Below are 17,960 nucleotides of genomic sequence, written 5' to 3'. Positions count from 1 at the left end.
GGGTTTCTTCCCGGTCCACCGCGTCACCCGAATCGATCACCTACCTGAACGGACGGAGCGCTCGATGACCGACCCCCTGCGACCCCTGCACGACGCAGGCTTGACGCTCCCTGAAGGGCCGACGCCTCTGGGCTCCTACGTTCCTGCCATACGGGCCGACAACCTGCTGTTCCTCAGCGGCATGCTCCCTCTGCGCCAGGGCCGGCCCCTCGTGACCGGACGGCTCGGCGACGACATCGAGACCGCTCAAGGTCATTCCGCAGCCGCGATGGCGGCGCTCACCGCGCTGGCAGTCACCCATGCGACCGTCGGGCTCGCGGCCGTAGCCGGCGTGGTGCGGCTGGCCGTGCACATCGCCTGCTCGCCCACCTTCTCCTCTCACGCCGAGGTCGCGGACGGGGGCCTCGCAGGTGTTCGACCTCGCCTTCGCCCCCACACGGCACACCAGACTGGCCTTCGGCTCGGCGCCGAGGGCGAGGACGCGGCCGCTCACGCCCCGAACGAACGGGTCGATCTGGAGGAGTTGCGCCGTGTGACCGTCGCCCTGGCACTGTTCCTGGCCGACTACGGACGCACGTGACCACCTCGTACCGGGCCGACCGCGTGCCGCTCTGACCGTGGTGGTGCAGCTCGAGCGGGCTCACCGCAGGTCTTCGGCGAACGGCCACAAGACGCTCACCTCTCGGCGATGGGCCCCACGAGCATCGGACGGCTGAGCACGTCCGGAGTGAACGGCACAGCGGTGACCTTCGCCGCCAGGGCGAAGCCCCTTGGTATGGCAGTGTGGTAATCGTCCTGCCAGGCGGCGTCCCTCGCGGCTTCGTCCTCGGGCTGGTCCAGTCCCATGCCCAGCTCCCGCATGAAAGCGTTGAGCCGATCGGGGTCGGAGCCGTAACGCTCATGGGGGCGCCGCAGCGCGTAGCCGATGATTCTCGTGCCGTCGATCGCGTACTCGAAGTGGTGCTCGGCGGCATAGTCGTGCCGGTTGATCGCCAGCACCTCGCAGTTCTGCGACAGCTCGGTCACCACCTCGGGCAGCGTGGCGCTCCAGCCATAGGGCTCGATGGCCACGCACCACTCACCTGCTTGGAAGACGCCCACGTAGCCGCCGCCGTCCCCGCCATCGGTCTCCTCGACGAACTCGTACGCTTTGTCGTCGAGTCCGTCGAAGTCCGACTCCTGGCCGGAGTCCTGGCCACGGCTGAAGCGGCGCACCACCTCTGCCGGGTCGAGGCCGCGGAAGAAGGCCACGCTGAAGATCTCCCCCAGTGGGTTGCCGCTTTCGGACGTGTTGAGCCACTGGAACGGAGCTAAAGGATCAGGTGCGGTCATGGCGGCCATGGTGGCAGGCCGTACTGACAATCAGCGTTCGCAGAGCTGCCTGACGCCCGTGTGGTTCTGGTGGCGCGAAATGACGGCCGTTGCCGCAGCGCTTCTGGCAGGCGTGACGGGCGCGGTAGTGACTGCGGCGCCGGCCCGGGCCGACACCGTTCGCCAGGCCCAGTGGCACCTGCGCGCGCTGGACATCCAGGCGGTGCACCGGATCACGAAGGGGGCAGGAGTGCAGGTCGCCGTGGTGGACACCGGCGTCGAGGCGTCCCGCCCCGACTTACGCGGACGGGTGATCGCCGGTAAGGGGTCCGGGCCGCCTCGAATTCCGTCCCGAGCCCGACGACGTGGCGGTCCTCGAGGTCTTTCGTGGTATTCACCAGGGCAGTCTCGACGCCCATGCGCGCCGCACCGTCGCCGCATCCGGGCTGGAGGCGGCCGCCCAGGAAGAGCTGGACTATCTGCGCTGGTTGCCGAGCCCGCGCGAGTGGTGGCGCCTTGCCTAACCCAAGACAGGAATCGGTGTGGGACTCGGGGCATGACAACCGAGCCCACACGACTACTCAGGTGGGGATGCGGCAACTGCCTGGAGGGCGGCGCTCAGCGCACGGGCCTGCCCCGGGGACTGGGAGGGACCGCCGAGGGGAATGACGCCGTCGGCGTGATGCAGCCGCACCACGCCGTCGTGGAGGGTTACCGCGTCGACGGTGTTTCCGGGCAGCCGCACGCCGGGCAGTCCTTCGACGTCGGCCAGTGGTGGCACCACCAGACCGGTGGCCGCCTGGGCCGCGGCGAGTTGGCGGCGCATGGTCCGCAGTTCGCGTTCGGCCATGTCGAGACGGGCCTCGGCGGTGGCTTGGCCGAGGCGTGCCTGGTCGAACTGGGCCCGTAGCCGGACGCGGTCCTCTTCGAAGCGGCGCTGACCGTCGGCGAAGGCGTCACGGGCCGCGCGGGCTTCGGCGCGGGCCTGCTCGACGGCCAGGTCGGCCTGCTGGAGTTGCCGGCGGGTGGTGGCCAGGTGAGCGCTGGTCTGTTCGAGGGTGTCGTTCAGCCGTCGGACGTCGGCGCCGGCCTGGTGCAGCTGACGGTCGCGTTCGGCCAGCGCCGTGGCGCGTTCCTCGGCCAGGTCCTGGGCGCGTGACAGGTCGGCGGCCAGGCCGCTGAGCTGCTCTGCCTGGCGTGCGGTGAGGAGTCGCTCGTCGTCCAGCCGGGTGGTGAGGTTGCCGATCTGGACGCCGAGGCGTTCGGCGTGGGCGCGGGCTTCGGTGTGGATGCGGTCGCGGTGCTGCTCGGCCTCGTGCTGGGCGTCGAGGGCTTCCCTCTGGGCGTGCAGGGCCGCGTCCCGTTCCTGTTCGGCTGTCTGACGGTCGGCGTGGGCGGCGCGCATCGCGGCGCGGGCCTGCTCGGCATCGGCTTCGGCCAGCTGCGCGCGGGTCTCGGCCTGGGCCAGCTGGGCGGCGATGGCGTCGCCTACCTGCTCCAGCCGCTCGCTCAGCCGCTGCAGGTCCTCGCGTTCCGCGGCCAGCTGGGCGTCGCGCTGCTGCAGAGCCGCGCGGATCTGACCGGCCTCGGCGGTGAAGACGCTGACCGCCGTGTGCGTGGCCAGCGCCGCCGGGGCGTTATCGGCGGCGCGGCTGGCCTCGTTGCCGCACAGCTTGCAGCAGTACTTACTGGGACGGCCGCCCTTTCCGGGCTCGCGTCCGGGCTTGGCACGGCCGCAGCCGGGCCGGGCGCACCGGCGCAGCACGTCGTCGGTGTGAACGGCGAGACAGTCACGACTGTGTCCGCGTCCGCCCCGCGCCGGCTCCGCGTCCTCTCCGGTGCCCGCCTCGGCCGAAGTCTGGACCTGCCCACGCCCCTCGGCGGACTCCATCTGCGGCATCGGCAGCTCTTCGCCCGGTGTCGCGCTGATCTCCGTCACGCGATCAATTTAGCATCGGCACATGCGATACAAACCTGAAGTTTCGCATTCCGCCTATGCGTTTCTTGAATGATCACTGAGAAGTGAAGTTCTCAAAGATCATTTCTGCTAGAGTGTGTTGCGTGATCGAGCCTGACACGGCCCCTCAGCCCGGGCCCCGCCCACTCCCCCCGGCCGCCTTCCCCGGCTCGGCCCCGTCCACCATCGGACAGACGCCCGTAGCCGCCGCGCCCGCCCGCGACCCCTACCTGCTCTACCTGGGCCGCCTGGGCAGCGCCGACTCCCGCCGCACCATGCGGATCTGCCTCGACCACATCACCCGCATGCTCACCGGCGACCGCCTCGACGACGCTGCCATCACCGGCCAAGGCCAGCCCTGGCACCACCTGCGCTACGAGCACACCGCCTGGATCCGCGAACAGATCGACCAGATGGACTGGTCCCCCGCCTACCGCAACAAGCACCTGGCCGGCCTGCGCGGCGTACTCAAGGAAGCCTGGAAACTCGGCCTGCTCAGCACCGACGACCACCAGCGGGCCGTCGCCCTGGCCCCGTTCACCGGCCACCGCGAACCAGCCGGCCAGCACATCCCCGACACCGTCATCGGCGCCCTCATCGCCGCATGCGACGCCGACCGCTCCCCCGCCGGCGCACCCACCGGCGCCGGACTGCGCGACGCCGCCGTCATCGCCGTACTGGACGCCTGCGGCCTGCGCCGCGCCGAACTGGTCGCCCTGCAGTACGCCGACTACGACCGCGCCCGCCGCCTGCTCACCGTCATCGGCAAAGGCGACAAACAACGCCGCATCCCCGTCAACACCTTCGCCGCACGCCGCCTGGAAGCCTGGCTCGCCCGCCGCGGCACCCACCGCGGCCCGCTGTTCCCCCGCCTGACCCGTGGCGGCGCCGTACGCACCACCCCGGACGGCCGCCCCTGGCAGATGAACCCACAGGCGGTACGCGACATCCTCGCCAAACGCACAGAACAGGCCGCCACCGCCCCCGTGCGACCCCACGACCTGCGCCGCACCTTCATCTCCAACCTTCTGCCGCAAGCAGACGCGATCATGACCGCCCGCTTGGCCGGCCACGCCAGCCCCAGCACCACCCTCCGCTACGACGTACGCCCCGACGAAGAAGCACGCGACGCCGTGGAACGACTCCGCGTCCCCACCGCCGCGCCCCTCCTGCCCGACCCACCCGGCTGAGCGGCCGCCACCGCACTGGGACGAGCGACGCCGGACCCGGCCTCGGTCCGCCGGCGATCCCGGTCGCATCGATCGGCGAGCCATCGACCGGGGGGCGGACAGGTGGCGGCTCCAGGTCGGGTCCAGCCGTGATACGGGTAAAAAGCCAGGCACTCAACGGTGGCGCCCATTCTCATCGTGCACCCGTTCTCTTGACCACCAGAAGGATGATCAAGAGAGCGGCGACTGCGAAGGTGAGACTGACGGTGAAGGCGGTTCCCATGCCGTCAGCGATGGCGTGGACCGTGGGCTGCGTCGCGGAGCCGCTGTTGTCTTCGATGGTGGAGGCGTACACGGCGGACAGTACGGCGATGCCGAGTGATGCGCCGGTGAGCATCGCGGTCTGGAGCACCCCCGCGGCGGCTCCCGACTCGGCAGGGTCGACCGTGGTCATGATCGCTATGTTGAACGGCACGACCATCAATCCCAGCCCCGCTCCGGTCAGCAGGAGGGGACCGGCGATGCCGGCCGCATAGCCGGTGGTTGCCGTGATCGGGACGAGCCACGCGACGCCGGTCGTGACCAAGGCCACGCCGATGAGCGCGACCGTCTTGCCGTTGAACTTGGCGATGGCCCGTGAGGCGTTCTGTGCGGTCAGCAGCATCCCGATCGCCATGGGCAGGAATGCCAGTCCAGCCTGCAGTGGGCTGTAGTTCAGCACCTGCTGCAGGAGCTGATCCAACTCAACCGCCACCAGATCTCGGCCCGCCGGGGCGCGATCATCTGACGCGGCCACCATCGCCAGCGCCGTTGCGTTGCTTCCTGGACTTCCCGGTGGCGCCTACGACCCCGTAGCCGATACTCGGGCTCGACGGTTCAGGAGTCGCGGCGGCCATTCCTTCGCGGCGCGATGAAGACGGCCCAGGCGGCCACACCCAGGCCCGGACCGATGGACGAACCTAGCGCGACACCGTAAGCGAGGTTGTCGAAAAAGCCCCCGACGACGACGCCGACGAGGACGCCGAAGGCAGCGCCGAAGGCGATCCAGATCCCAAGATTTGCCCAGATCCCGAGACCTCCGGCGGGCGGGGGCGTGTTGTTGCTCGTCATTACATCTCTCCTGAGGACGCGGGTGGACAGGGCTGACAATCTGGCGGCCCATCACGGCGGATGTCGGTGTTCGCGTTGTCCGGTGTCCGGAGCGGCCGAGTGCCCGCCGCGCCTACGCCGTGGCACGGCGGATGAGCCTGTACCCGCCGACCGCGAACGCGGCGGCCACCAGGACCGGCCAGCCGGCGAGCAGCGCCGTGGGAGACTGGTCGAGCAACCAGCGGCCGATCGCGTGCCATTGCCGGGTCCACGTGATCAGCGCGGCGGCCAGCCCAAGCGCTGCGAACGCCAGGGTGAGGCCGGCCAGGACGCCGGTGGTGCCCCAGCGCAGGTGCAACGTGCCGAGCAGGATCCCGAGGTGGGTCATGACCAGCATGGGTACCGCGTACCAGAGCGGGAGCAGCACCGGGTGGGCGTCATCCATGAACGGCAGGCCGAAGAAGCGCATCCCCACCCCCCAGTAGCCGGTGGCCTGTTCCACGGCGCGCAGCAGGCAGAGCGCCAGCGCGTAGAGCACCGACTGGACGACCGCGAGCAGCGACCAGGCCAGGTAGAACTCCCGACGGGTCACGCTCATGCCCAGCGCGTACGGGAAGATCTGGGTGACCGAGACGGTGGCCATCCCGATCACGATGCCGCACAGGCTGACCAGGCCGCCGGTGGTCGTCACGCCGTCGCCCGGGTCGTAGTTCGCGATGAAGGTCAACAGGTTGACGCCGAACGCGACGGCCACCATGCTCCACGTCCAGCCCAGGATTTGCGGCCAGGCCGGCATCTGGAGACGGGCCACCTGACGGATGCGGTTCATCGGGCGGCCTCCCGGTCCGCCGGCGCCGTTGTCGTCGGCGGTACGGTCAGGCGGACCACGAGTTGCTGCAACGACAGCGGCTCCAGCTCGACGTTCAGCGTCTGCGCGTGCGCCTTCGCGTGCGGTCCGAGCCCATCGAGGATGGTCGACCGGACCAGGCCGCTCAACCGCTCGCGGTGCAACTCGGTGCGTCCGGCGGCGAACCCGTCCACGGCCTCCGCCCGTCCGGTGGCCACCACCGCCCGCCCGCGCAGGTCGTCGGCGTCCTCATCGAGCAGCAGCCGGCCACGGTCGATGAGCAGCACCCGCTCGACCAGATCGCTCACCTCGTCGATGAGGTGGGTGGACAGCACCACGGTGCGGGGATGCCCGGCGTAGTCGGCGAGCAGGCGGTCGTAGAAAAGCTGCCGGGCGGCCGGGTCGAGCCCGAGGTACGGCTCGTCGAAGAACGTCAGGGGCGCCCGCGCGGCCAGCCCGACGGTCACGCCGAGGGCCGACAGCATGCCCCGCGAGAGCCTGCGGACCAGCCGCCCGGCCGGTAGCTGGAAGTCCGCGGCGAGGCCGTGCGCGAACGTGTCGTCCCAGTTCGCAAACAGCCGGCGTGCGGTGCGAAAGACGTGGCGCACGGTGTAGACGTGGGGGTAGCGCTGGCTCTCCCGGACGAAACAGACCTTCGACAGGACGGCCGGGTTCTCCACCGGTGGCGCGTCGAAGACCGACACGTTCCCCGACGACGCGAACGCCTGCCCGGTGAGGATCTGCATCAGGGTGGTCTTGCCCGCCCCGTTGCGCCCGAGCAGGCCGTAGATCGTGTGCTCGGCCAGCGCGAAGCTCACGTCGTCGAGCGCCGTGACGTCACCGAAGCGCTTGGTCACCCCGTGTGCGGTTACCACCGCCGTCATCCCAGGTCCCTCCCGACAACCGCACCGAATGAATCGATCATCTTCATCAGCTCGTCGTGGCCGATGCCGAGCTTGCGCGCCTCGGCGAGCAGGGGTTCCACGTACTGTTCGGTGAACCGTTCCCGTCGCCGCTCGCGCAGCCTGGCCCGGGCGCCACCGGCGACGAACATGCCGATGCCGCGTCGCTTGTAGAGCGTTCCCTCCGACACGAGCTGGTTGACGCCCTTGGCCGCGGTGGCCGGGTTGATCCGGTGAAAGGCGGCAAGCTCGTTGGTGGAGGGGACCTGGGCCTCCTCCGCCAGCGACCCGTCGATGATCGAGTTCTCGATCAGCTCGGCGATCTGAAGGAAGATCGGTCGGTCGTCGTCCATTGTTGGCTTAGCCGCCCAACTGGTTAGCTACATGTGTAAGTAACCATGCAACCTTGCACCGCGGCTGTCAAGCCACCCGGGCGTCCCGCAACCTCAGCCGGCGGCGACGCCGGGACCCCCGTTTCCCGCTCAGGAAAGGTCAGCAGGGGATGCGTGGGCAGCGTCGTCTCGACGCAAGTGGCCATCTCGAAGTCCATGCCGCGCAACACACGCAGTTCCTTGTACGACTTCCCCAGGCCTGCACGTGAATCGCCGGCCCGCGCAGCGCCGCCGAGCGAAAGGCGCTTGGCCACATCCAGTCGTACCTCGCCGTAGGGCTGGATGTGCTGCCAGAACAGCGGGGTCAGGCCGCGCTGGTCGGCGGGTTTGAGCAGCTCAGCCCGTTCGAGGTCGGCCAGGACCTCCTGCAGCATCAGGGTGTTGATGTACACGAGCGCGGCCTGCAGGATGCGCAGGCACAACACGCTCATCTCCAAGTGCTCGCGCCGGTTGGTGGCGATGTCGCCACCCTTGCCGTAGAAGATCACCGAGTTCGCTCCGTTGGAGGACTCCACCACGTTGAGCCCTTCCTGGATCTCCCGCTGCAGCTCGCGCAGGCCCAGATAGCGGGCCACAAGAATGGTCTTCTGCGCCCGGCCCACCTCCAGCATGGCCTGGTAGGTCGAATGGGAGGCGGACTCGGTGAAGCGGCGCAAGATGGCCTCGGTGGAGGCGGTGCCCTGCTTGATCGCGGTCGCGTATTTGATCATCTGGTCGTAGTTCTGCTCGATCAGGTCCCAGCGGATCGGCCGGGTCAGCGCCGGCGTCAGCCGCGGGTACAGCTCGCTCTCGCCGCTCTCGATCCGGTACGGCTTGACCTTGTTGATCTGCTTGATACGCGGGAGCAGGTCAAAGCCCAAGAGCCGGGTCACGCCGAACCCGATCTCGGTCTTTATGTGGACACTGTCAAGCGGCCCTGGCTCGGAGTCCAACGGTCGCGAATCGCTGTAGCGAGTTAGAGCAGCCTTGCCATGCAGAACTTTGATGACCTGAGCACGGGTCTGTCCCAGGTCAACACCCAGGTCAGCAGCCGTTCTCTCCTCGCGTAGGAGGCCGAGCAGAAGGTGCTCGGTGCCGATATACCGGTGCTTGAGCCCGGCGGCCTCGCGGCGGGCCAGTTCCACGACGTGGTCAAGGTCGACGCCTGTCTCCTGGACGCGTGTGGTGAGGTCGCATCCGAGGCTTCTGAGCGTCGTGATGGCCACGCCCTCGTCCAGGCGGGCCAAGCCCATCAGGAGGTGATCGGCGGTGACGCGGTCATGGCCCAAAGTCTTGGCCTCCTGTTTGGCCAGGTCGAGCGCCTGCTGAGCACGAGCCGTAAGGAGACGCTCCAGGGGCCGGTTAAGGGTCGTCCTCCTCAGCATGGCATCTCCGTCCGTGGGCGACTGGCACCAGTATGCGCGACGGGAAGGGTTCAAAAACACCACCTGTTCAGGAGGTGGACCCGGCGGAATCGTCCTCGATCTGGGATCGCCCGGAGTTCGACGCTGCCAAGGCTCCATGGCAGGCAGGGGCATCCATATGACCGGGGGCTTCGCCGAGATCGGTCAGCAGGGCCTGCAGCCGCCTGGCCACGGCGGTGTGTCGTTCAACCTCAGGAGTCCAGCCGCGTTCGCCGGCGTCATGGACGAGTTGTTGTTCGACCTCCAGGCGGGCCCGGGCCCGCACCTCCTGGACATCGGCGTCGGCCTTCATCAGCTTCTGTCGGGCGATGTCTTCATCCGCGGCAGCAGCTCGAACCCGAGCAAGTAGCGTCAGGCTACCGACATGATCGAAGTGCTCGTCGCGGACGACGAGGCGCCGACCCCGGAGGGCAGAGGGTCAGGCTGATGTGAGGTTGACGGCGTCAGCGGGCGGGATGTTGTGATTCAGCCGGAAAGTGTTGTCCGGATCGTAGATGGCCTTGATCTCGGTGAGGCGCCGGTAGTCCTGGGGCTCGTACGCCGAGCGCACCTCCTGGGCGGCGTTCTCTCCGTTCATGAAGTTCAGGAGGCGGCCGCCAGTGCTCCACGGACCGAGCGCTTCGAGGATGCGCTGGTGTGCCGGCCGGATCTCGGTGATGTCGGCGCGTTCCAGCCGGGAGATCACATTGAACAGGTAGCGCGCGTCCCGGTTGCCGACGGCGTTGGGAGCGGCCGGCGGGAGGGCGAGTCGGCCGCCGAGGTGACGCAGTTCGACGATGTGCGGCACCGGCGTGTGTGGCGGGGCCAGATCGAGGATGGTGCGTACCGCCGTGGTGTCGAGTTCGCCGAGCAGGGCCGTACCGGCTTCGACGTGTCCGGGAAAGGGTGGATCGGCGTAGATGGACCCGGCTTCCGTGTAGGGCAGGACGCCGAGGGTGTCGCTCATGGGGCCGAGTGCCCGTAACGGCTCGACCAGGTGCTCGGCGCCGTCGAGGACGTCCGCGGAGTAGGCGATGCGGACATGGACGGCCTGCCGGCCTCGCAATGCGGCGGGGAAGGCGGGGATGTCCGGGTAGGACATCTGCATGATCGATGAGCTCATCTCGTCGGGGACGGTGGCCGTCCAGCGTAGGTAGGTGTCGAACACCTCGGCGGCCAGTTCGCCGGGATACTGCAGTGATCCGCCGTAGAGGGTGGTGATGGGCACGAGGCCGATCTCGATGCCGGTGACCACGCCGAAGTTGTCCCGGCCGCCGCGTAGTGCCCAGAACAGGTCCGGGTAGGACTTGTCGGTAACATGCCGCAGCCGGCCGTCCGCTGTGACGACGTCGATACCGTGCACGTGATCGGCGGCGTAACCGTAGCGCCGGGAGAGCAGGCTGAGCCCTCCGGCCAGGGTGTAGGGCACCACGGCGAGGCCCGGATAGGAGCCGGACAACGGCGCCAGCCCGGCAGGGGCGGCCTCGTGGATCACCTCGGCCCATCGGGTTCCGGCTGCCACCCAGGCCGTGTTCGTTTCGGGGTTCACCCGGACACCTGTCATCCGGGTGGTGTTGATCAGCACGCCGCCCTCACCGGCGATGCCTGCTGACGAGTGGCCGGTGCCCTGCACGGCCACCGGGAGCGCGTGGCTTCTCGCGAACTCCACCGCGGCCCGCACGTCCGCGGCTCCGGTCGCGCCGACCACGAGGTCGGGCCGATGCAGGCGAGCGAGCTGGTAGCCGGTCCGCTCGGTGTCGTAGCCGTCGTCCTCGGGTGTCAGCACCGGGCCTCTCGTCCGCTCGGCCAGGGCCTTGACCTCGGTGGGCTCGAAGCGTCGCGGGTGTGAACTGCTCATGATCATTTCCTCTGGGTCGTCGCTGACGGTGCGCGATCAGCCGGAGCCGCCGCAGATAGTAAGGCGACCGTACTATCCTTCGGTACGATATTGTCAAGTCGCCTGACGAATTGCCGCGAGAGAAGGGGTGGCCAGGATGACGACGCCCGCCGGAGGGGAGGGCGACCGAGGCGTGAGCGGGACCCCGCTTCCCGCCTTGTTCACGCAGGCCAAGGAGGTCACGGTCGCGCACCTGCACCGGCGGCTTGACGAGGAAGGGTTCAAGGGGGTCCGCTTCAGCCACGGCGCAGTGTTCCGGTTCATCGACGCCGAGGGCTCGCGGCTGACCGTGCTCGCCGAACGCTCAGGGCTCTCGAAGCAGGCGCTCGGTGAGGTGGTCGCCGACCTCGAACGGCACGGCTACGTCGAGCGGGCGACCGATCCGGCCGACCATCGCGCCAAGATCATCCGATTGACCGAACGGGGAATGCAGGTGCAGGTCGCCGCGGCTCGAATCCTCGGGGACATCGAGCGGCGGTGGGCACGGCACCTCGGCCAGGATCGGGTCGCCGGTATGCGCACGGTGCTGGAAGAGGTCGTCCGCTTCGAGAAAGGCTAGGCAGCGAGCCCTCTTGCCGATCCACGACCATCCGGTACGCCAACACGTACCGGATCTTTGTGCCGGGCCTCGGTGAAGCCGAGGCCCGGAGTGTCTGGACGCAAGCAGTGTCCGCATGGCGATCCCCCCTCCGCGGCCGCCCGCGCCGCCCCTTTTCTGGAAGGTCTCCCTGGCGGGCGCGGCGGTCTCCCTCGTGCTGGCGGTCTATCCGAACCGCACGCGGTCGCCGAGCGCGGTCGCGCGCACGCCTTGTGCGCGCAGCCGCGCGGACAGGCGGTCGGCGTGGTCGGTGCGCAGCACGACGATCTGCGATGGCGGGCCGCTCACCACGCGCTGGTAGCCGAGGTCTGCCGCCTGCTCGGTCAGCTGTCTGGCCAGGTCGAGGCAGTGCCGTTCGACGCGGGCGGCATCCAGGGAGCCGAGCACGGTGCGTTCCCGCAGGTCAGGACCATAGGTGGAGCCCGAACCCGGAGCGGCCCGCGGGCTCCAGCCCCTCCTTCAGCTCCAGCGCCGGGATCTCGTAGTCGCCGAAGTTCTGCCTCCGGAACGGGATCGGCTCGGCCGACTCCAAGGTCAGCAACCGCTGCTCCCAGGCCTTGGCGACGTCCGGGAAGCCCTCGTCGTCGATCCGGTCCGCGTTGTAGACCACGAACGGCGGCAGCACGTCGATCCCCGGGTAGTACAGGATCCCGTGCTGGATGGGGAACAGCAGGTCGTCGATCGGGCCGTTGATCCCGCGCGGGGCGTAGTGCGACTCCCGGCCGCCGACGGTCACCGACAGCAGCCCCCGCCTGCCCATCAGGGTCCCCTCGCCGAACCGCTCTCCGTACTTGACGTCGCTGTGCTCGCCGACGCCGTAGGCGAAGTGGTACGTGAAAACCCGGTCGAACCAGCCCTTGAGGATCGCCGGCATCGTGTACCACCACAGCGGGAACTGGAAGATGATCGTGTCCGCCCACAGCAGCTTCTCCTGCTCGGCGCGGATGTCCGGGGCAAGGGTCCCGGTGTCGAAGGCCCGGCCCGAGTCGGCGACGGCAAGCAGCGGGCTCGAGGCGGACGAGCCGAAGTCGCCGGCGTCCACGACGGCGTTCCAGCCCATCGCGTACAGGTCACTGACCCGTACCTCGTGCCCCGCCTTCCGCAGCGTGGTCACCGCCAGGTCCTTCAGCGCGCCGTTGAGCGAACGCGGCTCCGGGTGGGCATGGACGATCAGCGTCTTCATGTGTGCTCCTCAGGATCAGATGCCACGATCCTCCGCGTCCGAGCGGCCGTCGTTCAGGGCCGCTGTTTCCGTCGGACCCCGCTTCCTGGGAACGGCAGGGCCACCCTCCCCGCCAGGGGCTCGGGGATACTGGGACGATGGACGATCTCGCGGGCTTCCTGCGCACCCGCCGTTCCCGGGTCGACCCGGCCGGGGCAGGCATCCCGGTCGACAGCCGCCGCCGTGTCCAGGGGCTGCGCCGGGAAGAGGTCGCGCACCTGTCCGGGGTGAGCGTCGACTACTACGTACGCCTCGAACAGGGCCGCGCCACGCAGCCGTCGGACCAGGTGCTCGACGCGCTCGCGCGGGTCCTCGAACTCGACGACACCGAGCGCGGGCACCTGTACCGGCTGGCCCGGCAGCGCCGCCGGAAGGCCAAGTCGCCCACCGGGCGGCTGCGGCCGGAGTTGCTGCGCGTCCTGGACCTGGTCACCGACGCGCCCGCGTTCATCCTCGACCACCGGCTCGACGCCGCCCCCGGCAACCGGCTCGCCGAGTTGCTGTACGGCCGCCCCATGAGGGGACTGAACACGGCCCGGCACGTCTTTCTGGAAGAAGCCGAGCGCGGACTGTACGCGGCCTGGGACCAGTGCACCCAGGACGTGGTCGGGCACCTGCGCCTGGCGGCCGGCAAGTACCCCGATGATCCGCGCCTGACCTCGTTGATCGGGGAGCTGGCGATGGGCAGCGAGCGCTTCCGGCGCCTGTGGGCCCGTGCGGACGTGCGGACACGGACCCACGGGCGCAAGGCCTACCGGCATCCCCTGGTCGGGGAACTGGAACTGCATCAGGAGAACTTCGCGCTGCCGGATGAGTCGGGCCTGGAGCTGGTGGTGCTCTCCGCGGCTCCCGGCAGCCCGGCCGAGGACACCCTGCGGCTCCTGGCCGGCCTGCACGCCGGCGGCGACGTACGGGCACCCGCGGCGCGGGCACAACCAGGCCGGTGACGTCAGAAGATCAACGCGATCTTCCCGGTCAGGCTCCCCCGCTGGAAATGCTCGTGCGCGGCTTTGAAGTCCTGCATCGCGTACGGCGCCTCGACCCGGAGCTTCAGTCGCCCGGCGTCCACGGCTGCGGCGAGTTCGGCGAGCGCGCGGCCGTCTTCGCGTACCTGGTAGACCGTGGTGCGCACCCGACGGTGCGACAGGTCGGGCACGGGCCCGGCCTGGGAGGCGATCGAGGCGTACCTGCCGCCGTCGGCCACCAGGAGTCTGTCTCCCTGCCCGATCCGCAGCCAGTCCAGGGTCTGCACCGCGGTCACTCCCGGCAGGGGCAGGGTCGCCGCTTCGGCCAGGCTGACCGACGTGGGCGCCTGGACGACGGAGGCGGCCGGGATGGCGACGAGATCGCTCCAGGAGCCGCGCCGTCCATTCGGCGAGTTGGTCGCGGAAGGGGAAATCGGCGGGGATGTCGGCGTAGGAGAACAGCGCGCCCGCGGCCAGGGAGTAGACCCTGCCCTCGCGTGCGATGAACCGGGTGATGTCGATGGTCGAGCGGGCGGAGCCCGGCCAGACAGAGACATGCACGTCCTCACCTGGGCGTAGAGGGCGTGCCGGGCGAGAGGCATCCAGTCAATTCTTGTCCGTCGATCTCGACCGATCCGACGTCCTCGGCCGCGGCCTTGCCCAGGAAGTCGAGCACCTTCGCTGTCCCGGCCGCCGGGTCGAGCCAGGGGCAACGTAACTGTGCGGCGGCGATTCTCATGGGTGATCGTCGCAGACACCCCGTAGCAGCCGAACGTGGGCCTTTGGTCCCCACGGTCACGGGACGTTCGTCGCTGTGCGGAACGCCGCCGAACGCTCACCATACGCGTATAGGGCAAGGGACGCAGGAGAGGTGAATCGCCATGATCGGCGGACGGATGCTCATGGAGTCGTCGGCGCTCGACGCCGAGCTGCTGGCGCTGAAGAAGCGGGTGGACGAGCTGGACGAGCAGGTGCGCGCTCTGACTGCCGCCGGTCTCGCGCTCACCCGAGGGCTGGAGAACCTGCAGCGCATCACGGCGGACCCGCCGTCCTCCGGCTGAGCGCCGGCCTCAGGCTCGTCCGGCGGGCCGGGAGGGGAAGCGGCGGTGCGTTCAGGCGGACTGCCGGCGCCGGTCGCGGTACGCCCTGGTGTTGACCACAGGTGCCGGGACGTGACGCGTCGTAGAACAGGAGAGAGCACAACGGCGCCTCGCGGACCCGCACCCGCCCGTCCCACGCCGCGACGAGCTCGACCGCGTCACGCCCCACCGCCGCGAGCGCGGCGTCGATGACGTGGGTGTGGTCGGTGAAGTCGGGCGCGGCGTTGACCACCCCCTGCAGGGACAGGACCTGCCTGACCGCGTCAAGGCTGCCGGTGACGTCGCGGACGATCGCCAGCAGGTTCAGCGCCGCCGACCGGGCGGCCGCCCTCGCCTCGTCCACGCCGACGTGTCGCCGACCGGTTCCGCGGCAATCCGGCGAAGCATACGTACTGCTACCGGATTTTGAATCCATGACTTACGATTCATGATGTGGGCACTTCATTACCAATAAGTGCAGTAGCACCCGTGAAGATCGGCTACCTGCTGCCGACGCGCGAGCGCGCGGTCCAGGGCGAGCACGATCCGGCTCCCCTCATCAAGGGCGCGCGACGTGCCGAGCAACTCGGCTTCGACTCGGTCTGGGCGGGTGACAGCCCCCTGGCCAGGCCCCGAGCCGATCCACTGCTGCTGCTGGCCGCTCTGAGCAGCGTCACCGAACGGGTCGCGCTCGGTACGGCGGTCCTGCTGCCCGCGCTGCGCCATCCGATCCTGCTCGCCCATCAACTCGCCACCCTCGACCGGCTGTCAGGCGGACGGGTGATCGCGGGCATGGGCGGCGGCTTCCCGCGCGCGGACACCGAAGCTCAGTTCGCGGCTGTCGATGCCGACTATGCCCGGCGCATCAGTCGCATGGAGGAGTCGATCACCGTGATGCGGCGGCTCTGGTCCGGCGATGCGGTGTCTCACCGGGGTCGGCACTTCAGCTTCGACGACGTCCACCTGGTGCCTACGCCCCTTCGCCCGTCCGGCCCCGAGATCTGGCTGGCCGGCAGCGGCCGCCCCGCGCTGAGCCGGGCAGCCCGCCTCGCGGACGGGTGGCTCCCCTATCCGCCCAGTCCGGCGACGTACGCGAAGGAACGCGTACTGGTCGAACAGGGCGCGGCCCGTCCGATCACCCCTGCCTTCTACGCCACCTTGACGCTCGACGAGGACCCCGAACGGGCACGTCAGCACCTGCGCACCAGCATCGAGCGTTACTACAACACCCCCCTTGAACTCGTCGAACAGGTCCAGGCCCTCTTCGCCGGCTCCGCACGCGAGGCTGCCGCGTGGTTGGCGGGTTACGTGCGGGCCGGAGCCCGCCACCTCGTGATCCGCCTGGCCACCGACGACCAGGAGACGGGATTGGAAGAACTCGCCGACCGGGTTCTGCCCCTGCTACACACCGAGGAGTACGCATGACCACGTTCGTTCTCGTGCACGGCGCCTGGCATGGCCCGTCGGCCTGGGACCGCGTCCTGCCGGTCCTGCACGCCGCGGGTGCCCGCACCCTGACCCCCGATCTCAGCGATCCGGGCGATCACGGTCTGCACGATCACGCCGAAGCCGTCGCCGCCGTTCTCGACACGATCGACGACGGGGACGAGATCATCCTGGTCGGGCACAGCTATGCGGGTCTGGTCGTGCGCGAGGCCGCCGACCTCCGCCCCCAGTCCGTCGATCACATCGTCCTGGTGGAGGGATGGGCGGGAGCCGATGGCGCCGGCATGCTCACCCTGGCGCCGGACGACTTCACCGCCGCGGTGCTCGCGGCCGCGGAGACCTCCGGTGACGGGCGCCATATCCCCGCCCCGCCTCCTGAACTCTTCGGCGTGGTCGCCCCTGACGACGTGGCGTGGCTGGCCCCGCGCCTACTCCCCCAGCCGCTGCGTACCTTCACCGAGACGACCCGCCTCAGCGGAGCGGTCGACAAGATCCCCGGGACGGCCGTCTACTGCACCCCGCAGACCTACCCCTTCGACCGCTTCGGCGTGGAGGTCGGGTATCGAACGCTGGCCATGGAGGGCGCCCACGACGTCATGCTGACGCATCCCTACCGGCTCGCCCGCCTGCTCCTGGAAACCAGTGAGTTCGGAAACCGGAAGTCCGAAGTTTAGTATGGGGCGGGTGGAGCAGCGGACATACAAACAGTATTGCGCGACCGCCCGTACCCTCGACCTCATCGGCGAACGCTGGACGGTGCTCCTCATCCGCGAGCTGCTGACCGGCCCCAAGAGGTTCAGCGATCTGCAGGCGAGCCTTCGCGGCCTGGGCACCGGGCTCTTGGCGGCCCGGCTCAAACACCTGGAACACGAAGGGCTCGCCCGCAAGGTCACCCTCCCACCGCCCGCCCGCACCTCCGCCTACGCGCTCACGGAGGCGGGCGCCGAACTGGCCCCGGCCATCCTCGAACTGGCCCGGTGGGGCCTGAAATGGGCGATGGACGAGAGGCGCGAGGACGAGACCTTCCACCCCGGCTGGGCCGTGCTGGGCCTGCGGGCCTGCTTCGACGCCGACGCCGCCGCCGGGATCCATGTGGTGTGCGAGTTCCGCGTCGACGAGGAGGTCTTCCACATCCGCGTCGATGACGGCACCATCGAGGCGCTGCACGGTCCTGCCCAGCATCCGGACCTGGTCATCACCATCAGTGAGAACGCCTTCGTCGAGCTCATCGGTCAGACCTCGACGCTGGCGGAGGCGGTCACCACCGGAGCCGCCACCGTGAGCGGCGACCGCGAGCGCCTGAGCCGGCTGGCGCGGCTGTTCCGCCTCCCGTCACGCGGCGTCCGGCAGGCGCCACAGCCCAGCGGTCAGGCGTCGTAGCCGAAGAGGCCGCGCCGGCTGCGAGCGATCACCGCGGCACCGCTACCCGCCCCGGTGATCGTTCCCCGTCACCGCACCAGCCAGGGAAGTGGTGCGGTGACGGGTCCCCGTACCAAACGGCGGAAATCCAACGGATTAAGGCCTGACCTGCGGGTTCTCGCGTTCCACGGTTCTTGTTGATCATCTCCGCTACGGGGAGACCCGGAGAAACACGTGAAGCGCTAGTCGAACCCGCGTTCCGCAGCTAATCCATGATCCAGGGCATGTTCGGGTGTGAAACCGCAGGTCGGTGGCTTGCGACGTGGTGGAAACGGCGAAAAGCCC

At 69.4% G+C, this 17,960-nt stretch carries 24 protein-coding genes; 10 read left to right on the top strand and 14 right to left on the bottom strand.

Features of this window, described 5'->3' with window-relative positions; genetic code table 11:
• Positions 1-64: 64 nt before the first annotated feature.
• A complete protein-coding gene (locus ACGFI7_RS24895) occupies positions 65-580 on the top strand; it encodes an Atu1372/SO_1960 family protein (protein WP_393408675.1) in 516 nt (171 codons plus the stop codon).
• 95 nt (positions 581-675) lie between these two features.
• On the opposite strand, the gene ACGFI7_RS24890 is transcribed toward ACGFI7_RS24895, so the two are convergent.
• On the bottom strand, positions 676-1,332 hold the full coding sequence (locus tag ACGFI7_RS24890; RefSeq protein ID WP_393408673.1) for a DUF6461 domain-containing protein: 657 nt from the start codon (positions 1,330-1,332) through the stop codon (positions 676-678).
• 344 nt (positions 1,333-1,676) lie between these two features.
• On the opposite strand from ACGFI7_RS24890, the gene ACGFI7_RS24885 reads away from it, so the two are divergent.
• On the top strand, positions 1,677-1,835 hold the full coding sequence (locus ACGFI7_RS24885) for a hypothetical protein (RefSeq protein ID WP_393408671.1): 159 nt from the start codon (positions 1,677-1,679) through the stop codon (positions 1,833-1,835).
• A gap of 53 nt (positions 1,836-1,888) precedes the next feature.
• On the opposite strand, the gene ACGFI7_RS24880 is transcribed toward ACGFI7_RS24885, so the two are convergent.
• Positions 1,889-3,250, bottom strand: a complete 1,362-nt coding sequence (locus tag ACGFI7_RS24880; protein ID WP_393408669.1) for a hypothetical protein — start codon at positions 3,248-3,250, stop codon at positions 1,889-1,891.
• 122 nt (positions 3,251-3,372) lie between these two features.
• Between ACGFI7_RS24880 and ACGFI7_RS24875 the strand changes: the two genes are divergently transcribed.
• A complete protein-coding gene (locus tag ACGFI7_RS24875; protein WP_393408667.1) occupies positions 3,373-4,458 on the top strand; it encodes a tyrosine-type recombinase/integrase in 1,086 nt (361 codons plus the stop codon).
• 172 nt (positions 4,459-4,630) lie between these two features.
• Here the strand turns inward: ACGFI7_RS24875 and ACGFI7_RS24870 are convergent, their stop codons facing one another.
• From ACGFI7_RS24870 to ACGFI7_RS24845, 6 genes are all read right to left on the bottom strand, one after another.
• Positions 4,631-5,191 (bottom strand): MFS transporter, encoded by a 561-nt coding sequence (locus ACGFI7_RS24870; protein ID WP_393408665.1) that lies wholly within the window; start codon positions 5,189-5,191, stop codon positions 4,631-4,633.
• Positions 5,192-5,313: 122 nt separating this feature from the next.
• Entirely contained in the window at positions 5,314-5,547 is a 234-nt protein-coding gene (locus tag ACGFI7_RS24865; protein ID WP_364379483.1) for a hypothetical protein, read from the bottom strand.
• A 112-nt stretch (positions 5,548-5,659) separates the two neighbouring features.
• Positions 5,660-6,355: a hypothetical protein gene (locus tag ACGFI7_RS24860; RefSeq protein ID WP_393408663.1), complete on the bottom strand. Its 696-nt coding sequence runs from the start codon at positions 6,353-6,355 to the stop codon at positions 5,660-5,662.
• Entirely contained in the window at positions 6,352-7,257 is a 906-nt protein-coding gene (locus ACGFI7_RS24855) for an ABC transporter ATP-binding protein (RefSeq protein ID WP_393408661.1), read from the bottom strand. The genes ACGFI7_RS24860 and ACGFI7_RS24855 overlap by 4 nt, the downstream gene beginning before the upstream one ends.
• On the bottom strand, positions 7,254-7,628 hold the full coding sequence (locus ACGFI7_RS24850) for a GntR family transcriptional regulator (protein WP_345407710.1): 375 nt from the start codon (positions 7,626-7,628) through the stop codon (positions 7,254-7,256). Before ACGFI7_RS24850 ends, ACGFI7_RS24855 begins: the two co-directional genes overlap by 4 nt.
• Positions 7,629-7,651: 23 nt before the next feature.
• Positions 7,652-9,031, bottom strand: a complete 1,380-nt coding sequence (locus ACGFI7_RS24845) for a Tn3 family transposase (protein ID WP_393408658.1) — start codon at positions 9,029-9,031, stop codon at positions 7,652-7,654.
• 157 nt (positions 9,032-9,188) lie between these two features.
• Here ACGFI7_RS24845 and ACGFI7_RS24840 point away from each other — a divergent pair, with 157 nt between their 5' ends.
• Positions 9,189-9,419 carry a hypothetical protein gene (locus tag ACGFI7_RS24840; RefSeq protein ID WP_393408655.1) on the top strand — a complete coding sequence of 77 codons (231 nt, stop codon included), beginning with the start codon at positions 9,189-9,191 and terminating at the stop codon, positions 9,417-9,419.
• Positions 9,420-9,488: 69 nt separating this feature from the next.
• On the opposite strand, the gene ACGFI7_RS24835 is transcribed toward ACGFI7_RS24840, so the two are convergent.
• On the bottom strand, positions 9,489-10,907 hold the full coding sequence (locus tag ACGFI7_RS24835; RefSeq protein ID WP_393408652.1) for an FAD-binding oxidoreductase: 1,419 nt from the start codon (positions 10,905-10,907) through the stop codon (positions 9,489-9,491).
• A 136-nt stretch (positions 10,908-11,043) separates the two neighbouring features.
• Here ACGFI7_RS24835 and ACGFI7_RS24830 point away from each other — a divergent pair, with 136 nt between their 5' ends.
• Entirely contained in the window at positions 11,044-11,505 is a 462-nt protein-coding gene (locus tag ACGFI7_RS24830) for a MarR family winged helix-turn-helix transcriptional regulator (protein WP_393408649.1), read from the top strand.
• A gap of 204 nt (positions 11,506-11,709) precedes the next feature.
• On the opposite strand, the gene ACGFI7_RS24825 is transcribed toward ACGFI7_RS24830, so the two are convergent.
• Together ACGFI7_RS24825 and ACGFI7_RS24820 are read right to left on the bottom strand one after the other, a co-directional pair.
• Positions 11,710-11,931, bottom strand: coding sequence for a hypothetical protein (locus ACGFI7_RS24825; protein ID WP_393408646.1), 222 nt, complete (start codon positions 11,929-11,931; stop codon positions 11,710-11,712).
• A 16-nt stretch (positions 11,932-11,947) separates the two neighbouring features.
• On the bottom strand, positions 11,948-12,727 hold the full coding sequence (locus ACGFI7_RS24820; protein WP_393408644.1) for an NAD(P)H-dependent oxidoreductase: 780 nt from the start codon (positions 12,725-12,727) through the stop codon (positions 11,948-11,950).
• Positions 12,728-12,864: 137 nt separating this feature from the next.
• Between ACGFI7_RS24820 and ACGFI7_RS24815 the strand changes: the two genes are divergently transcribed.
• Positions 12,865-13,713 (top strand): helix-turn-helix domain-containing protein, encoded by an 849-nt coding sequence (locus tag ACGFI7_RS24815; RefSeq protein WP_393408642.1) that lies wholly within the window; start codon positions 12,865-12,867, stop codon positions 13,711-13,713.
• A gap of 2 nt (positions 13,714-13,715) precedes the next feature.
• Here the strand turns inward: ACGFI7_RS24815 and ACGFI7_RS24810 are convergent, their stop codons facing one another.
• Positions 13,716-14,018 (bottom strand): zinc-binding dehydrogenase, encoded by a 303-nt coding sequence (locus tag ACGFI7_RS24810; protein ID WP_393408640.1) that lies wholly within the window; start codon positions 14,016-14,018, stop codon positions 13,716-13,718.
• A gap of 278 nt (positions 14,019-14,296) precedes the next feature.
• On the bottom strand, positions 14,297-14,470 hold the full coding sequence (locus ACGFI7_RS24805) for a hypothetical protein (RefSeq protein WP_393408638.1): 174 nt from the start codon (positions 14,468-14,470) through the stop codon (positions 14,297-14,299).
• A gap of 142 nt (positions 14,471-14,612) precedes the next feature.
• On the opposite strand from ACGFI7_RS24805, the gene ACGFI7_RS24800 reads away from it, so the two are divergent.
• Positions 14,613-14,792: a hypothetical protein gene (locus ACGFI7_RS24800; RefSeq protein ID WP_393408635.1), complete on the top strand. Its 180-nt coding sequence runs from the start codon at positions 14,613-14,615 to the stop codon at positions 14,790-14,792.
• Here the strand turns inward: ACGFI7_RS24800 and ACGFI7_RS24795 are convergent.
• Positions 14,764-15,174: a hypothetical protein gene (locus ACGFI7_RS24795; protein ID WP_393408632.1), complete on the bottom strand. Its 411-nt coding sequence runs from the start codon at positions 15,172-15,174 to the stop codon at positions 14,764-14,766. The two genes, ACGFI7_RS24800 and ACGFI7_RS24795, sit on opposite strands and share 29 nt — an antisense overlap.
• Positions 15,175-15,299: 125 nt before the next feature.
• Between ACGFI7_RS24795 and ACGFI7_RS24790 the strand changes: the two genes are divergently transcribed.
• Genes ACGFI7_RS24790 through ACGFI7_RS24780 form a run of 3 tightly spaced genes read left to right on the top strand, consistent with a single transcriptional unit; the run spans position 15,300 to position 17,636 of the window.
• The gene (locus ACGFI7_RS24790; RefSeq protein WP_393408630.1) at positions 15,300-16,235 is read left to right on the top strand and encodes an LLM class flavin-dependent oxidoreductase; all 936 of its coding nucleotides are present in this window, start codon (positions 15,300-15,302) and stop codon (positions 16,233-16,235) included.
• The gene (locus tag ACGFI7_RS24785; protein ID WP_393408628.1) at positions 16,232-16,930 is read left to right on the top strand and encodes an alpha/beta fold hydrolase; all 699 of its coding nucleotides are present in this window, start codon (positions 16,232-16,234) and stop codon (positions 16,928-16,930) included. Before ACGFI7_RS24790 ends, ACGFI7_RS24785 begins: the two co-directional genes overlap by 4 nt.
• 10 nt (positions 16,931-16,940) lie before the next feature.
• Positions 16,941-17,636 (top strand): winged helix-turn-helix transcriptional regulator, encoded by a 696-nt coding sequence (locus tag ACGFI7_RS24780; RefSeq protein ID WP_393408626.1) that lies wholly within the window; start codon positions 16,941-16,943, stop codon positions 17,634-17,636.
• Positions 17,637-17,960: the final 324 nt, after the last annotated feature.

Origin of the sequence: Nonomuraea sp. NPDC048826, from assembly GCF_043198225.1 — a bacterium.
Lineage (GTDB): Bacteria > Actinomycetota > Actinomycetes > Streptosporangiales > Streptosporangiaceae > Nonomuraea.
The sequence above is the reverse complement of the archived record's forward strand: the minus strand, read 5'-3'. Positions and strand labels throughout refer to the sequence as shown.

Excerpts from the sequence above, each read along its gene's own strand:
- ACGFI7_RS24845 (WP_393408658.1), bottom strand. The coding sequence starts at position 9,031 with ATGCTGAGGAGGACGACCCTTAACCGGCCCCTGGAGCGTCTCCTTACG.
- ACGFI7_RS24830 (WP_393408649.1), top strand. The coding sequence starts at position 11,044 with ATGACGACGCCCGCCGGAGGGGAGGGCGACCGAGGCGTGAGCGGGACC.
- ACGFI7_RS24855 (WP_393408661.1), bottom strand. The coding sequence starts at position 7,257 with ATGACGGCGGTGGTAACCGCACACGGGGTGACCAAGCGCTTCGGTGAC.
- ACGFI7_RS24820 (WP_393408644.1), bottom strand. The coding sequence starts at position 12,727 with ATGAAGACGCTGATCGTCCATGCCCACCCGGAGCCGCGTTCGCTCAAC.
- ACGFI7_RS24865 (WP_364379483.1), bottom strand. The coding sequence starts at position 5,547 with ATGACGAGCAACAACACGCCCCCGCCCGCCGGAGGTCTCGGGATCTGG.
- ACGFI7_RS24800 (WP_393408635.1), top strand. The coding sequence starts at position 14,613 with ATGATCGGCGGACGGATGCTCATGGAGTCGTCGGCGCTCGACGCCGAG.
- ACGFI7_RS24890 (WP_393408673.1), bottom strand. The coding sequence starts at position 1,332 with ATGACCGCACCTGATCCTTTAGCTCCGTTCCAGTGGCTCAACACGTCC.
- ACGFI7_RS24850 (WP_345407710.1), bottom strand. The coding sequence starts at position 7,628 with ATGGACGACGACCGACCGATCTTCCTTCAGATCGCCGAGCTGATCGAG.
- ACGFI7_RS24785 (WP_393408628.1), top strand. The coding sequence starts at position 16,232 with ATGACCACGTTCGTTCTCGTGCACGGCGCCTGGCATGGCCCGTCGGCC.
- ACGFI7_RS24840 (WP_393408655.1), top strand. The coding sequence starts at position 9,189 with ATGACCGGGGGCTTCGCCGAGATCGGTCAGCAGGGCCTGCAGCCGCCT.
- ACGFI7_RS24815 (WP_393408642.1), top strand. The coding sequence starts at position 12,865 with ATGGACGATCTCGCGGGCTTCCTGCGCACCCGCCGTTCCCGGGTCGAC.
- ACGFI7_RS24805 (WP_393408638.1), bottom strand. The coding sequence starts at position 14,470 with ATGAGAATCGCCGCCGCACAGTTACGTTGCCCCTGGCTCGACCCGGCG.
- ACGFI7_RS24860 (WP_393408663.1), bottom strand. The coding sequence starts at position 6,355 with ATGAACCGCATCCGTCAGGTGGCCCGTCTCCAGATGCCGGCCTGGCCG.
- ACGFI7_RS24835 (WP_393408652.1), bottom strand. The coding sequence starts at position 10,907 with ATGAGCAGTTCACACCCGCGACGCTTCGAGCCCACCGAGGTCAAGGCC.
- ACGFI7_RS24895 (WP_393408675.1), top strand. The coding sequence starts at position 65 with ATGACCGACCCCCTGCGACCCCTGCACGACGCAGGCTTGACGCTCCCT.